This window comes from Hungatella sp. (genome assembly GCF_046966825.1).
The window spans coordinates 50,450-65,440 of record NZ_JBKVCZ010000023.1; the positions used below are offsets into that span (position 1 = coordinate 50,450).

The 14,991-nt window shown below is 50.4% G+C and carries 10 protein-coding genes and 1 pseudogene; 8 read left to right on the forward strand and 3 right to left on the reverse strand.

The annotated features are described in order from the left end of the window. Positions 1 to 232 precede the first annotated feature (232 nt). Positions 233 to 1,567: an NADP-specific glutamate dehydrogenase gene (gene gdhA / locus ACLTD4_RS09795; protein WP_025529395.1), complete on the forward strand. Its 1,335-nt coding sequence runs from the start codon at positions 233 to 235 to the stop codon at positions 1,565 to 1,567. A 137-nt stretch (positions 1,568 to 1,704) separates the two neighbouring features. Here gdhA and ACLTD4_RS09800 read toward each other — a convergent pair whose 3' ends face one another. The 3 genes and pseudogenes from ACLTD4_RS09800 to ACLTD4_RS09810 all read right to left on the reverse strand — a co-directional run bounded on the left by ACLTD4_RS09800 (position 1,705) and on the right by ACLTD4_RS09810 (position 5,161). Then, positions 1,705 to 3,261: a response regulator transcription factor gene (locus ACLTD4_RS09800; RefSeq protein WP_187024305.1), complete on the reverse strand. Its 1,557-nt coding sequence runs from the start codon at positions 3,259 to 3,261 to the stop codon at positions 1,705 to 1,707. Then, a pseudogene (locus ACLTD4_RS09805) lies at positions 3,254 to 3,319 on the reverse strand (DUF6783 domain-containing protein); the annotation flags it as partial. The gene ACLTD4_RS09800 and the pseudogene ACLTD4_RS09805, both read right to left, overlap by 8 nt. Then, positions 3,320 to 5,161 (reverse strand): sensor histidine kinase, encoded by a 1,842-nt coding sequence (locus ACLTD4_RS09810; protein WP_412331279.1) that lies wholly within the window; start codon positions 5,159 to 5,161, stop codon positions 3,320 to 3,322. A gap of 200 nt (positions 5,162 to 5,361) precedes the next feature. Between ACLTD4_RS09810 and ACLTD4_RS09815 the strand changes: the two genes are divergently transcribed. The 7 genes from ACLTD4_RS09815 to ACLTD4_RS09845 all read left to right on the forward strand — a co-directional run bounded on the left by ACLTD4_RS09815 (position 5,362) and on the right by ACLTD4_RS09845 (position 14,767). Next, complete coding sequence (locus ACLTD4_RS09815; protein WP_243008298.1) at positions 5,362 to 6,636, forward strand: ABC transporter substrate-binding protein; 1,275 nt, start codon at positions 5,362 to 5,364, stop codon at positions 6,634 to 6,636. A 130-nt stretch (positions 6,637 to 6,766) separates the two neighbouring features. Continuing rightward, complete coding sequence (locus ACLTD4_RS09820) at positions 6,767 to 7,648, forward strand: carbohydrate ABC transporter permease (RefSeq protein ID WP_055657707.1); 882 nt, start codon at positions 6,767 to 6,769, stop codon at positions 7,646 to 7,648. A 12-nt stretch (positions 7,649 to 7,660) separates the two neighbouring features. Continuing rightward, complete coding sequence (locus ACLTD4_RS09825; protein WP_117622477.1) at positions 7,661 to 8,494, forward strand: carbohydrate ABC transporter permease; 834 nt, start codon at positions 7,661 to 7,663, stop codon at positions 8,492 to 8,494. 40 nt (positions 8,495 to 8,534) lie between these two features. Then, positions 8,535 to 9,374: an MBL fold metallo-hydrolase gene (locus ACLTD4_RS09830; RefSeq protein ID WP_117622478.1), complete on the forward strand. Its 840-nt coding sequence runs from the start codon at positions 8,535 to 8,537 to the stop codon at positions 9,372 to 9,374. A gap of 22 nt (positions 9,375 to 9,396) precedes the next feature. Continuing rightward, on the forward strand, positions 9,397 to 10,797 hold the full coding sequence (locus ACLTD4_RS09835; protein WP_117622479.1) for an MFS transporter: 1,401 nt from the start codon (positions 9,397 to 9,399) through the stop codon (positions 10,795 to 10,797). Beyond that, positions 10,754 to 13,687: a beta-phosphoglucomutase gene (pgmB, locus tag ACLTD4_RS09840; RefSeq protein ID WP_117622480.1), complete on the forward strand. Its 2,934-nt coding sequence runs from the start codon at positions 10,754 to 10,756 to the stop codon at positions 13,685 to 13,687. The genes ACLTD4_RS09835 and pgmB overlap by 44 nt, the downstream gene beginning before the upstream one ends. A 192-nt stretch (positions 13,688 to 13,879) precedes the next feature. Then, on the forward strand, positions 13,880 to 14,767 hold the full coding sequence (locus tag ACLTD4_RS09845) for a DUF3881 family protein (RefSeq protein ID WP_055657698.1): 888 nt from the start codon (positions 13,880 to 13,882) through the stop codon (positions 14,765 to 14,767). The last annotated feature ends 224 nt before the right edge of the window (positions 14,768 to 14,991 follow it).

Genomic DNA, 14,991 nt, shown 5'->3' on the forward strand with positions numbered 1-14,991 from the left:
TATTAAAAGTGGGAAGGGAATAATAATAAGCAGTTTAAATTTAGCTGAAATTAATAAAATAAAGTTTTGGTAATTATTGACTTTATAATCTTTACTTGCTATAATTTCTATCAGTTACAAAAGGCAAAGGGGCCGGAACGTATGTTCTGGCCCCTTTTTGCCCTTTTGGAAGCAATATTCACTGATGTGAAGTCGTATGGTAAATGTGGAAAATCACAAGGAGGAAAAATCTATGTCGTATGTTGATGAAGTTTATGAGAGAGTGGTAAAACAGAATCCGGGAGAAGCCGAATTCCACCAGGCAGTAAAGGAAGTGCTGGATTCTTTGAGACTGGTCATTGACGCTAATGAGGAGAAGTACCGTAAGATGGCACTCTTAGAGCGTCTCGTAGAGCCGGAGAGAGTCATTTCCTTCCGTATTCCGTGGGTTGACGACAACGGGCAGGTACAGGTCAACAAGGGATACCGCGTGCAGTTCAACAGCGCAATCGGACCGTATAAGGGAGGCTTACGTCTTCATCCGTCCGTAAACCAGGGTATCTTAAAATTCTTAGGTTTTGAGCAGGTATTTAAAAACTCTTTAACAGGACTTCCGATCGGCGGCGGCAAGGGTGGTTCCAACTTTGATCCAAAGGGTAAATCTGACAGAGAGGTTATGGCATTCTGCCAGAGCTTCATGACAGAGCTTTACAAGTACATTGGTGCAGATCAGGATGTTCCGGCCGGCGATATCGGCGTAGGCGCTAGAGAGATCGGCTATATGTACGGACAGTATAAGAGACTGACCGGCTTATATGAAGGCGTTCTGACCGGTAAGGGCTTAACATACGGCGGTTCCCTGGCACGTACACAGGCGACTGGCTATGGCCTCGTATACATTGTAGATGAGATGTTGAAGCACAACGGAAATGAACTGGCTGGAAAGACAGTAGTCGTATCCGGATCCGGCAACGTGGCAATCTACGCGACAGAGAAGGCACAGCAGCTGGGCGCCAGGGTGGTTGCATTAAGCGATTCCAACGGATACATTTACGATAAAGACGGCATTAAGCTTGATATTGTCAAGGATATCAAAGAGGTTCGCCGGGGACGTATCAAAGAGTACGTGGATGCAGTTCCTACCGCTGTTTATACAGAAGGAAAGGGAATCTGGAGCATTCCATGTGACATCGCTCTTCCATGTGCGACGCAGAACGAACTGAATTTAGACGATGCAAAGGCCTTAAAGGCAAACGGATGCTTCGCAGTGGCAGAGGGCGCTAACATGCCTTCTACAAGAGAAGCAACGGACTTCTTCCAGGAGAACGGCATGATGTTTATGCCTGGCAAGGCAGCTAACGCAGGCGGCGTGGCGACTTCCGCACTGGAGATGAGCCAGAACAGCTTAAGACTTTCCTGGTCATTTGAGGAAGTGGATGAGAAGCTTCACGGCATCATGGTAGGCATCTACGCGAAAGCAGCGGATGCGGCTGAGAGATACGGCGTAAAGGGCAACTATGTGGCCGGCGCCAATATCGCGGGATTTGAGAAGGTTGTGGAAGCTATGATGGCTCAGGGCGTTGTGTAGGATTCTGAGGTTTTCTATTAGACTGCTTATGAGACAAACGTAAATAATTAAAAACCGGAAGACAGGAAGGGATACCGATCCTTTCATGCTTCCGGTTTTTTGATTTTGTAAATCGTAGAAATAGCAATTGATACAAATCACAATGAATTTTTATACTCCGTAGGACTGATGCCCTCCACCTCCTTAAATGCCCGCACAAAATGCGCCGGTTCGGGATAGCCCACCGCGTCGGCCACCTCATAGACTTTCAAGTTTCCCTGGCGGATCAGCTCCTTGGAGGTCTGGATGCGGAAATCCCGCAGGTACTGGCGGAAGGTGATTCCTGTCTTGCTTTTGAACAGAGTACTGAAATAATTCGGGTTTAAGTATACATAGGCGGACACATCGTTCAGGGTAATGGTATCCCTGTAATTATTCCGGATATATTCCCTGGCCTTTTTTATGACGAAGTCCTCTTTATTATTAAGGGAATCCATGGCCTTTTCCACATAAAAGTTCAGCGTGGCAAACATGGAGGTCTGAAGCTCTTTTAAGCTGGAAGCATCCTCGATCTGCGCCAGAATGTCATAGTCTGTCAGGCTGGACTGACTGACGACCGGGATGAAGTTGGCGTTGCGTCCCATCAGGTCATAAATACCGTTGGATAAGGTCCTGCGCAGATGCGCGACTGGGGGGCGGCGGCTGTTAAAGTACGCGAACAGCCGGGAAAGGTGTTCGAGGGCGCCGGCATAATCGTATTCGGCCAGCGCGGCGGTCGTTAAGTCTAAAAGCTCCTGCTCCGCCGTTGTATGCCGCTTCATGCCGGTCTGCTCTCCTTCCTTTGAGCCGGTCCACTCCTTTGAATCAGCCGTATAGGGCAGGTCGAAGAAATACCGCTCAAAGCCCCGCAGGCATTCCGCCTTTAAAAAGGATAAGTCGGCCAGGGGCAGAGGGCTTAAGCTGGCGCTTACGAAAAGTCCCTCGTCTTCCAGCTGCTTTAGAAATGCGGCTGTAAGGGCCGCGCATCTGGCGGTCTCTCCCAGTTCAAAAAGCAGCAGAATCCAGTACTGGCCGATCTCACCGTATATCGGGCAGTAGGAGGATGAAGGAGGAAAGCAGGACTCGAAGCGGGTCTCAATAAAATTGCGGATGATTTTTTTGCGGGAATAGAGGCCGTGGGACATATCGACGTACAGAACGCGGCAGGGCGTATCCAGGGTGATGTGGCTGCGCCTCAAAAATGCTTCCTTCTCCTCGTCTACCGGGGCAGATCCGAAGAAGCCCTCCAGAAGAATCTGATTCTTTAAATCGGCCTCCAGGGCCGGTGGATTTAAGGAATTGATCTCCAGCGACTTAAAGATAGAATCCAGGGCATTTAAGAGCAGTCCCTCATTTACCGGTTTTAACAGATAATCGATGGCTCCCAGCTTTAAGGAACTGCGGACCAGATTATAGTCGTCATATCCGCTCAGCACCAGTGTCGGAGGGATGACGTATTCTTCCTTTAAATGAGTGAGCAGCTCTAAACCGCCCCACACGGGCATCTTGATGTCGGTGATGACGGCATCAAAATGAAACTTAACCACCTGATCGTAGGCGATTCGTCCATTTTCCGCGGTGTCCGTAATAACGGTGTCCGGATAAGCATTTTGAATCATCCGGGACAGTCCGATCCGGATGTTGGGATCATCATCAACCACCAGTATTTTATACATGATTTTCCTCCTCCTTGCTGGAACGTGTCTTAAAATTCATTCCTGTCATCTGCACGCCTCACTTCGCAGACGTAAGCGGAATTTTAATGCAGACTGAGGTTCCGCGTCCCTCCTGGCTCTCGATCGTCAGCCCGTAGCCGATTCCATAATATAGCTCGATCCGGCGGTGCACATTCTTTAAGCCAATGCTTGTAAATGCCTCATTTTCACCTCTGATATAGCCGTTCAGTGCCTCCACCTGTTCCGGCGCCATCCCCACGCCGTTGTCCGTTACCTGAAAATAGAGGATTCCCTCTTTCTGATATCCGAAGATACCGATCCGTTCATTTCCTGTAAAGCCCTCGAATCCGTGATTCAGCGCATTTTCCACGAGTGGCTGGAACATGAGTTTTAATGACAGGAATTCATATAAGTCCTGGCTCACCATGACATTGATCTTCACGGCGTAGTGGAAGCGGTACTGCTGGAGTGTAATATATTCCTTTAAATGCTCAATTTCCTCCTTCAGAGTCACCAGCTCGGTCGGTGAGGAGACCCCGTAGCGCAGGACATCGGCCAGCAGCAGGCACATCTGGGAGATATCGTGGGCGCCTTCCGTGTAGGCCGCCATACGCATGCTTTCCAGCGTATTGTAAAGGAAATGAGGATTAATCTGATTACGGAGCATCTGAAGCTCCAAATCGCGTTCTGCAATATCCTTTAAGTAAACTGTATTGATCAGATGCTCCACCTGTCCGGCCATCTGGTTAAAAGAGTTGGTCAGATATCCCAGCTCCGCATCCGGAGGAATCCCGACACGGACGGAGAAATTCCCCTGTCCGATCTTTCCGCAGGCGGACACCAGGGTCTCGATCGGTTTCGAGATACCGCGGAAGGTGTACTGGACGAAGAGGATGATCAGAAAGAGCAGAAGCAGCAGGGACACCAGGATCATTACCAGCGGCATATAGGAGATTACGGCGGCCGGAGTGGATATCACACAGGACAGGCCGGTAGAATGATCGGTCACCATATGGAAGAAATAGCCGTTTCCTTTGAAATTTATGTTATCTTTGAAGTTTACATAAGTATAAGGCGCTTCGGACGACGCCTCGGAGGTTCCGGGGGCAGGCATCCGGCTGGACATGGTTTCCAGCGGAAAACTGTCAGAGGACGACAGCAAGCCATTATCTGCATCTAAGAGGGCATAGGACTGGCCTTTGTAGGAATGCAGGCGGGTAAAGGAGGACTGGAGGTCATTGATATCCAACTGGGCAAGGACGAGGCATAGCGGGGCAAATGAGCTGCGCAGGTTAATGAGGACACGGGTGCCGTAGAGGTAGTGCCGGGAGGCTCTGCCGGATGGATCTTCCCCGGATTCATTGAAATCAGAGGGGATCTGATCCGATTTCAGCAGCACAAGTTTGCCCTTCCGGTCTATGACATGCTCCCGCCAGGGGGCCTCTGTGAGAGAGGACGCGGTGAGGCGGGTGAAGTCCCTGCTGTCGAAGATGATGGGATCACCATCGTTGGTGTAGAGATAGAGGCCTTCCAGGGAGGGAAATAGGTAGAAGAGCTTTCTCGTGGCAGTGGTAAATGTCTTGGAGAGAGCGGCGCTCGTCTCTTCTGAAGTCGCATAATCCGATAAATAAGGGAAAATGGAACCGTTTCCATTATTCTGATAATGCTCCTGAAGAAGATAGGAAGTCACCTTATCCAGAGTATCCACCTTGCCGGAGGCCTGTTCCAGCAGGGTCGCAGCCGTCTGATAGGCGGCGGTGTCCAGCCGGGCGTAGGTCTGCCTGCGAAGCGTTATAAAGATATAGGTAAAACAGCCTGCCATCAGCAGGACGATTAAAAACAATATAATGAAGAGACGTTTGCGGACTCCTAAATGCTTCAGTGATATCTTTTTTTTCATGGCGTTCCCCAATCTGACCGTTCTGTGGTACAGACCTATTATAGCAACAGAAAATGACAGGATGCAAGCCGGCGGAGCGAGGATGTGAAGAAATGGTAAGAAATATAAAGTAGGGGTATTCATTTCCTGTAAAAAATTGATTATGATTAGATCATCAAAAAGACGTGCACGTTTGAAAAAAGGGAAAGTGAGAAAAGGTTATGAGATATCGGAAAGTAATGGCGGTTTTATCAGCAGCTGCACTGGCAGCAGGCGTTATAACAGGATGCGGCGGAGCATCCGATCAAACAGGCGGTGAGAGTTCCAAAGCGGTGGCGGGATCTGTCACACTGGATTTCTTTCAGATGAAAAATGAAGCTAAATCCGTTTATGATGAGATTATTGCGAAGTTTGAGGCGGAAAATCCCGGTGTCAAGATCAATCAGATTTCTCCGGCAGACTCTGAGACCGTATTTTTAACCAATATTTCCACCGGCGATATTCCGGACATCATGAGTGTCTATCCGGCGGAGGCGACGTATAAGAGCATTATGGACGAAGGTATCATGGCGGATATGACCGGCGAGAAGGTACTTGAGAACGCAGAAGCCACAGCTGTGAAGATGTGCGAGCATAACGGTAAGGTATATACCATGCCATTTGCTCTCAGTTCATTCGGAATTTTCTGTAATAAGGACATGTTTGAGGAACAGAATCTGGAGCTTCCGGAGACCTGGGATGATTTGATTAAGGCTTGCCAGACCTTCGAGGCGGCGGGCATTACTGCCATCGCCTGCAATGATAAGGACTCTGTCGCACTCGGACAGGAGGCGGAGCGAATCATCGGTATTATTAAAAATGATGTTTACAACGATTTTGAAACGGTTGGAACGAGTGACGCTTCGTTTACGGACGCTAATCTTCCTTACGTGCGTACCATGGCGGAAGCCATGCTGGAGCTGAGAAAGTACGGCCCCAAGGATTCTCTTGCAATCGGCAGAGAGCAGGCTACCTCTGACTTCGTCAATAACAAATATCCCATGTTTATCAGCGGAACCTGGGGACTGGCGGCTATCTTAAAGGCAGCGCCTGAAATGAAACTTTCCATGGTACCGATTCCTAATCCCGCAGGGGAAGCGCAGTCCCTTCCGATCAATGTGGACATTGCCCTGGGATACTCTGCGACGACAGAGCATCCGGAGGAGGCGCTTAAGTTTATCGAATTCTGTGCAAGACCGGAGATCAACCAGCTTCTGGCGGACAATGAGGGAACACCTACGGTTATCAAAGGCGTAGAGTACCACATTGAACCCCTGGCCCTGATGAAAGAGAAGATGGCGGGAGACAAGACATTCCTGACCCTTGTCAACTACTGGCCGGCCGGCATGCGCAACAAGTGGGCGATTCCGATGCAGCAGCTTCTGATCGACCAGAATGTCGATCATTTCCTGGAAGAGACCGACAGGATTGTTAAGCAGTACTACAAAGAATCCTAGAACGTATTTGAACATGAATTTTAGGTATACTTGAGAGCAGATGTTGAATACGCTCTATAACAAAAGGTGTTGTGCTTACGCTTCCCAAGGAAGCAGGCACAACACCTTCTTTCAAAAAGAGAGGGTTTTTATGAAGAGTAAGAAAAAGATAAACAACAGGGATATCACGCTGTTTCTGTTCGTGATACCGGCAGTGGTGCTCTACTGCATGTTTTTTATTTACCCCATTATCAATGGTTTATATTACAGCATGACGGACTGGAACGGGATCACAAAGAAGTTTCATTTTATCGGACTGGGCAACTATCTCTCCATCGTGCAGGACGCCCGTTTCCGCGGGTCCTTCCTGTTTACTCTTGTCTACGCGCTGATGCTCCTGGCTCTGGTTCTGGTGATCAGCATGGTGCTGGCGCTCCTTTTGAACAGCAGGATTAAGTATAAATCGGCCTTCCGCGCTATTTATTTCTTCCCGGCCGTCATCAGTATGCTGACTGCGGGCCTGATATTTAACGAGTTCTTTTACCGGGTGCTCCCGGGGATTGGCGGGCTTTTTAACATCGAAGTGCTGAAGACCAGCATCCTGTCCAATCCCAGCCTGGCGAAATACGGAATTCTGTTCGTTCACGTATGGCAGAGCGTGGCCATACCTACCGTACTTTTGATGGCGGGGCTTCAGTCGATTCCGCAGGAACTGATTGAATCGGCTTCTTTGGACGGCGCGAATAAATGGCAGCTGTTTAAACACATCACGCTACCCTTCGTGCTCCCGGTGGTGACTGTGGTGGTCGTTCTCATGTTTAAAGACGGTCTGATGCTGTTTGATTACGTGGTGGGCCTGACGCAGGGCGGACCTGCGGGGGCCACGGAGAGTGTGGCGCTCCTCATCTACAACCACGGGTTTAAGGAAATGAAGTTCAGCTATGGTATTGCGGAATCCATTATTCTGTGCATTCTGGTGTGTACGATTTCCTTTATCCAGATTGCCGTCAACAATAAGAAGAAAGTCTATTAGGAGGGAGGATCTATGAAAACACAGACGAAACGGGCAGCCGGCACGTATCTCATTCTGGGAATTGGTATCCTGCTCATCATCTATCCCCTGTTTCTGACGGTCATTTCGGCCTTCAAGACGGAACCGGAGATTACAAAGAATTTTCTGGCGCTGCCGGAAAGCTTTTACCTGGGGAACTTCAAAAATATACTGAGCCGTCCCGATTACTATCAGGCGGTTGGAAATACCTTATACATAACAATTTTGTCTCTGGCCGGTATGATCGTGGTTCTTCCCATGGTGTCCTATTCCATTGCCAGAAAGATGGATGTCAGCCGTTTTTATAAATACCTCTATTTCTTCCTGCTAGTCGGCATCTTTGTGCCGTTCCAGGTAAAAATGATGCCCTTGATCAAGACGATGAGCAGCCTTCACATGCTGACTCCCGCTGGAATCATCATCGTGTATGTGGCCAGCTCCATCTGTGAGGGCGTGTTCCTCTACGTGGCGTTTATCCAGGGCGTACCGACGGAGCTGGAGGAGGCAGCCTACATTGACGGAGCATCCACAGCCAAGACGTATTTCCAGATCATTCTGCCGCTCTTAAAACCCATGACGGCTACGGTGCTGATTAAGATGGGCTTATGGATCTGGAACGATTTCTTTCTTCCTCTGCTGGTATTAAATAAATCGACGAAGTACTGGACGCTGACGCTGTTTCAATACAACTTTAAGAGTACCTTTACAGTGGATTATGCGCTGGTGTTTGCCACCTTCATACTGTCCATGCTCCCGGTGTTCCTGGTGTACCTGGTCCTGCAGAAACAGATCATCGGCGGGCTGACCAACGGGGCGGTCAAGGGCTGAGTGATGCGGCGGCTTATACCGCTGGAAAGGAGATTATACCATGAAAATAAAGTATTTGGGAACCGCGGCCGCGGAAGGCTGGCCGGCGCTGTTCTGTGACTGCCCATCCTGCCAGATGGCGCGGGAGCTGGGTGGTAAAAATATCCGGACACGCGCCCAGGCGGTGGTGGATGGCAGACTGTTAATTGATTTTGGACCGGATACGTATCTGCATGTGATCAGAGACGGTCTGAAGCTTCATGAAATAAACCATTGTATCGTGACTCACGGGCACTGCGACCATTTCTATGCCACGGATCTGATGATGAAGGCCAGGCCCTATGCCCAGTCCGGAAGTGCCGCGCCGTTTCATGTCTATGGTACAAAGCGGATCGGGGAACTGTATAAACGCATGCGGGATGTGGATGACGACTGTGTAAATCTGGATGACTGTGTAAAACTCTCTGAAATTTACCCGTTTCAGCCATTTTCCGTCTTAAATTACCGGGTGACGCCTCTTCGGGCCGCCCATGATCCGGCGGAGTGCTGTCTGATCTTTCTGATCGAGGATGAGGCGGGAAAGACGCTTCTGTATGGAAATGATACGGCGTATTTTCCGGAGGAGACGTGGGAACAGCTGCGCGGCCGGCGGCTGGATCTGGTCAGCCTTGACTGCACCATGGGGATTCTGGGGGACGGAGCGACCCATATGGGCTGGAATGGGGATGTGAGAACAAAAGAACGGCTGGAGGCCATGGGCTGTGTCCATGACAACACTGTGTTTATCCTCAATCATTTCTCCCATAACTGCGGTCACGGGCTCTCCCATGAGGAGATGGAGGCACTGGCGGCGCCAAAGGGCTTTCTGGTAGCCTGCGACGGGTTTACAGCGGAAGTATAGGACGAAAGACGGGAGAGAGAAGATGCAGAAAAAATTAAATCGGATTTATGACGGCCATATGCAGGCGCTTTTATTCTGGATGTGCTGGCTGGTGTATTTTGCCTCCTATATCGGCAGGCTTAACTACTCGTCGGCCATGCCGGCCATGATCGGCGGATCTGTGATTACCGCCTCGCAGGCCGGGTTTATCAGCATGGTCTACTTTTTTGCCTACGGTGCGGGGCAGTTTCTCAACGGTATGCTGGCAGACCGCCTCCATCCGGGGAAAATGATATTCGCCGGGCTGTTTACCTCCGGTCTCTTAAATCTGGCCATGGGTTTCTTATCTGGCTTTGGGATGATGGCGCTGTTCTGGTGTGCCAACGGGTATACCCAGGCGATGATCTGGCCTCCGATCATGAGAATCTTTGCAAAGATGATGACCGAAGAGAGAAAAGTAAAATACTGCGTGCATATCACCTCCACCATGGCGGTGGGAACGCTTGCCTCCTACCTGTTGTCCGCGGCGATGATCGCGGCTGCGGGCTGGCGGTTTGTGTTTTATGCTGCCGCCGTATGCATGTGCGGGACAGCGCTGGTGTTTTGGCGTGGGTTTGCAAGGGTCGAGGCGTATTCGATGGAACATGGGGCTGCGGAAGCATATGGGGGTGTGGTAGAATGTGGGAATGTGGTAGAATATGAGGAGAGGGCAGAACGGGGGAAGGTAATAGAATATGAGGAGAGGACAGAACAAGGGAAAACGGCAGACACCGGCTCCATGCCATTTGGACGGCTTCTGACCGCATCCGGCCTTCTGTTCCTTCTGATCCCGGTGGTGGTTCACGGCGTCTTAAAGGACGGTGTGACTTCGTGGGTTCCAACGTATATCAGCGAGACGTTTATGGCCTCGCCGACGCTGTCCATACTGGTGACGACCATGCTTCCGGTCATTAACCTGACCGGGGCCTATGCCGCTCAGTTTATGTACCGGAGATTCTTTCAGAAGCATGAGGTTAAGACGGCGTCCTTTTTCTTTCTCATTGCCACCGGCGCGCTGGTTCTGCTCTGGCGGTTCAGCGCGGTCAATATGTTTCTGACGGCGGGGCTGCTGTCCGTTATTACTGCGTCCATGATGGCGGTCAATACGCTGTTTGTTAATCTGCTCCCGCTCCATTTCGAAAAGGAGGGGAGAGTTTCTACCGTTTCGGGATTTTTAAATGCGATGGCCTACCTGGGATGCGCCATTTCCACCTATGGAATTGGTGTGCTGGTGCAGCATGTGGGCTGGCAGGTGACGATCTTCGGCTGGCTGGCCATGACTGCCGCGGCTCTGGCCGTGTGCTTTATTTTAAGAAAACGGGTATTCACAGTAAAGATGAGCATGAAGGAGGATACAATCCATGAGCAAATGGGTCTATCAGGCAGACGGGTTCAGCCCCGATGAGGAAAGCTGCGTGCTGCACGAGACTGTGTTCCATAACGGGAACGGCTATATCGGTGTGCGGTCTAATTTTGAGGAGGGGTATCCGGAGGGACAGAAGACCATCCGCGGCTCCTATATCAACGGATTTTACGATTTTATGAAAATGCCCCAGGCGGAAAAACTCTGCGGCTTTGTCGAGGAAAAGCAGACCATGGTCAATGTGGCCGATACCCAGACAATCCGCTTAAAACTGGGCAGTGAGGAATTTTCCCTGTTTGAGGGGACCGTACTCCGGTTCTGCCGCCGTCTGGATATGGAAAAAGGTGTGACAGAGCGCAGTATGGTCTGGCGTTCTCCCGAGGGGAAAGAGGTGGAGATCACCAGCCGGCGTATGGCTTCTTTTGTAAAATTACCGCTTTTCACGATGGAGTATCAGGTGAAATCCTTAAATTACAGCGGAGAAGCTGAAATTATCTCGGATCATAACGGGGAGGTGAGCAATTACTGTAATCCCGACGATCCGAGAGTCGCGGGGGAAAGCATCTCTCACCTGCGCCCGGTAAAGGCAGTGGTGGAAGGCGATGTGTCCTGTCTGGTAACAGCGGCTGCGGCTTCCGGCCTCCTGGCCTGCAGCGCGGTATGCCACCGGCTTTCCGTCCCGGCCAAGGAGACGAGGGAGACGGCGGGACACCGGATCACGCGGACGTATGCTTTTCAGATGATGGCGGGTGAGACCATCTCCATGACGAAATACACGGTATTTACGGATTCTGTGCGCCGTCCGGATGTGTTGGCCTGGGCCATGGCTGAGATGAGTGAGGCCGTGGAAATGGGACTGGAGTACTGGTATCAGAGGCAGCAGGAGTACCTGGCAGAATTCTGGAGGTGTTCGGATCTCGATATTGATGGGGATGAAGAGACGGCTGTGGCGGTGCGTTACAATCTCTATCAGCTGCTTCAGTCCGCAGGCCGGGATGAATTCTGTAATATTGCGGCAAAAGGGCTGTCCGGAGAGGGATATGAAGGCCATTACTTCTGGGATACGGAGATGTATATGCAGCCGTTTTTCACTCTGACGAATCCGGATATCTCCAGAAGGCTTCTGTCGTTCCGGTACAGAACGCTCGACGAGGCCAGGAAGAATGCCCGGATTGCCGGACACGAAAGCGGAGCGTTATATCCGTGGAGAACCATTATGGGAAAGGAGTGCTCCGGTTATTTTCCGTCCGGAACGGCCGCATACCATATCAATGGGGACATTGCCTATGCGGTGGCGGCGTATTATCTGGTGACAGAGGACCGGGAGTTCCTCGCGGATATGGGTGCGGAGATTCTGTTTGAGACAGCCAGGCTCTGGATAGATGCAGGGAATTTTCATGAGGGCCGTTTCGAGATCCATGAAGTGACCGGACCGGATGAATATACGTGTCTGGTGGATAACAATTACTATACAAATGCGTGTGCAAAATACAACCTGCACTGGGCCGTAAGATCCTGGGAGATTTTAAAGGAAGAGGGAACACTGGGGCCGGTGGCGGAGAAGATCGGGCTGACGGATGAGGAAGCGGCTCTTTTCCGGCAGGCGGAGGAGGCCATGTACCTGCCGTATGACGAGAAATTGGGCATCAATCCGCAGGATGAGACATTTCTGTCTAAAAAGATCTGGGACTTAGACCATACGCCCAGGGAAAATTTCCCGCTTCTCCTTCATTATCATCCGCTGTATTTATACCGCCATCAGGTGTGCAAGCAGGCGGACACGGTTCTGGCCCACGTACTGTTTGAGGACATGCAGTCCAGGGAGACCATGGAGAAGTCGTTCGACTACTATGAGAAGATCACAACGCACGATTCCTCGCTGTCTACGTGTATTTTCAGCATCATGGCCTCCCGTCTGGGCAGAAGAGAAAAGGCATACAGCTATTTCGGAGATTCGGCAAAGCTGGATCTGTTCAATACGCACCATAACACTGGGGATGGAATCCATACAGCCAACATGGGCGGCGTCTATATGGCGGTTGTCTATGGCTTCGGCGGCCTTAAGGTCAAGGAGCAGGGGCTGTTCCTTGACCCGTATCTGCCTGAAAAATGGAACGCCTACCGTTTCCAGTTTGTTTATCTCGGAAGCCTGATTTCGGTGGAGGTGAACCGGAATGGATGCAGGCTTACTCTGCTGGAAGGAAAGCCGCAGACGGTGACGGTTTACGGAAAACAGTGTTCTTTAACGGGAACTGCTGCGTTTTCCATGGGAGAGAAGAAGGTGCCACAGTATGACGCGGTAATCTTCGACCTGGATGGAGTCATCTGCCACACGGACGCCTACCATTATCAGGCGTGGAAGGCGCTGGCGGACCGGCTGAGAGTGCCGTTTGATGAACAGGTCAACAATCTTTTACGGGGCGTGTCCCGGGAGGAGAGTCTGGAGATTATCCTAAAGCATGGCGGGCTGACTACATTGACGGATGAGGAGAAACGGCGGGCCTGTGCTGAGAAAAATGAGATCTACAAGGGACTTTTAGATGAAATGTCACCGGCCGATTTAAGCGCGGAGGTGAAGGACACGCTTGACGGCCTGCGAGCCATGGGAATAAAGCTGGCGATCGGTTCCTCCAGTAAAAATGCGAAAAAGATTTTGGAGCGGATCGGTCTTGGCGGCTATTTTGATGCCATTTCTGATGGAACGAATATCACGCGATCCAAACCGGATCCGGAAGTATTTCTACTGGCGGCGCAGTATGCGGCGGCTGATCCGGAGCGTTGTCTGGTAGTCGAGGATGCCAGGGCAGGCATCGAGGCGGCGTGCCATGCCGGGATGGACAGCGCCGGTATTGGTGATGCGGCATTGTGCGAAAAGGCAAGTTACGGCATGGAGACATTTTCACAGCTGCTGACAATCTGTGGAAAGCCGTAAAATGGGGATAAAATCATAATAATTTTATAAAATATTACTGGCATTATCTCATATTATAGTATATAATAAGCGATAAGACTTGAGGCGGAGTTTTCTTCGCCTCATTGTTTTCTTTCCTGAAATGTGAGAAAATAGAGACAGGGGAACAGGAAAGAAGTAAATTTCAGTAAAGCAAAGGCAGGTGACGACATTATGCATAAATTCTTAAGGTCTATTGGATTCAGCCTCTACCAGAAGGACCGGGATATCGATAAATTGTTAGATCAAATGACAGAAGATTTATCTGGCATGAAGCGGATTCAGCTGGATGAGGAGACGAACCTCTGTGAGATCAGAAAAGAGGTTGCGCCTGGAATGGGAATCGCCGTATTTGGACAGATGGACCGGGATGGGGTATTTCACCGGAATTATTACTATCCTTTTTTGAGAAGCGAGGATATGACATCGGATGTGTCCTGTTCTATTCAGCGCCATACAGAGCGCGAGACGTATGCGGGACTGCTTGATGAGTATAAGGTCGGTATTTCCCTGATTTTTTATATCGATAATTCATTCGAGTGCAGGGAGAGAATCATGGATAAGAGTTCCCTGGAGACGAAACGGGCTAATTTAACCGGGCTGGCGGTCAGCGGTAAGATTCTTCTGCCGATTCAGAAGACAGAGAAGCAGCGGGAGAATGCAAAGGTTACGGCAAAGGAGCGGAACACGCTTCTGGAGGCAGCCAAGAACGGTGATGAGGACGCCATGGAGACTCTGACCATCGAGGACATCGACATGTATTCCCAGATTTCCAGACGGGTGATGAAGGAAGATCTGTATTCGATCATCGATTCCTGTTTTATGCCGTGCGGAATTGAATGCGACCAGTACTCGGTAATCGGTGAGATTACGGAAATCGTGGAAAAGAAGAACCAGATTACCGGAGAAGACGTTTACGATTTGAAGCTGGAATGCAGCGATATCGTATTTCATGTGGGAATCGCAAAGCAGGATTTGACCGGAGAACCGGCGGTTGGCAGACGGTTTAAGGGACAGATCTGGATGCAGGGCAATGTGGTGTTTGATGAGGCGGCGGACTAGGCCGTGTTTGAATATGAATTTTTAAACACACCCTAAGCCGGGGGATTTTGAAAGATTCTTCAAGTAAAACTTGACGAAACGCCTAATTGTTAATATAATAATATACAGCCTGTTCGCGGAAGACCCGCGGCACAGGGGATGTTTCTGTAGCTCAGCAGGATAGAGCGTCCGCCTCCTAAGGTTGTGCTCTACCAGCTGCCTTACGGGGAAAAGTGATCGTTGCC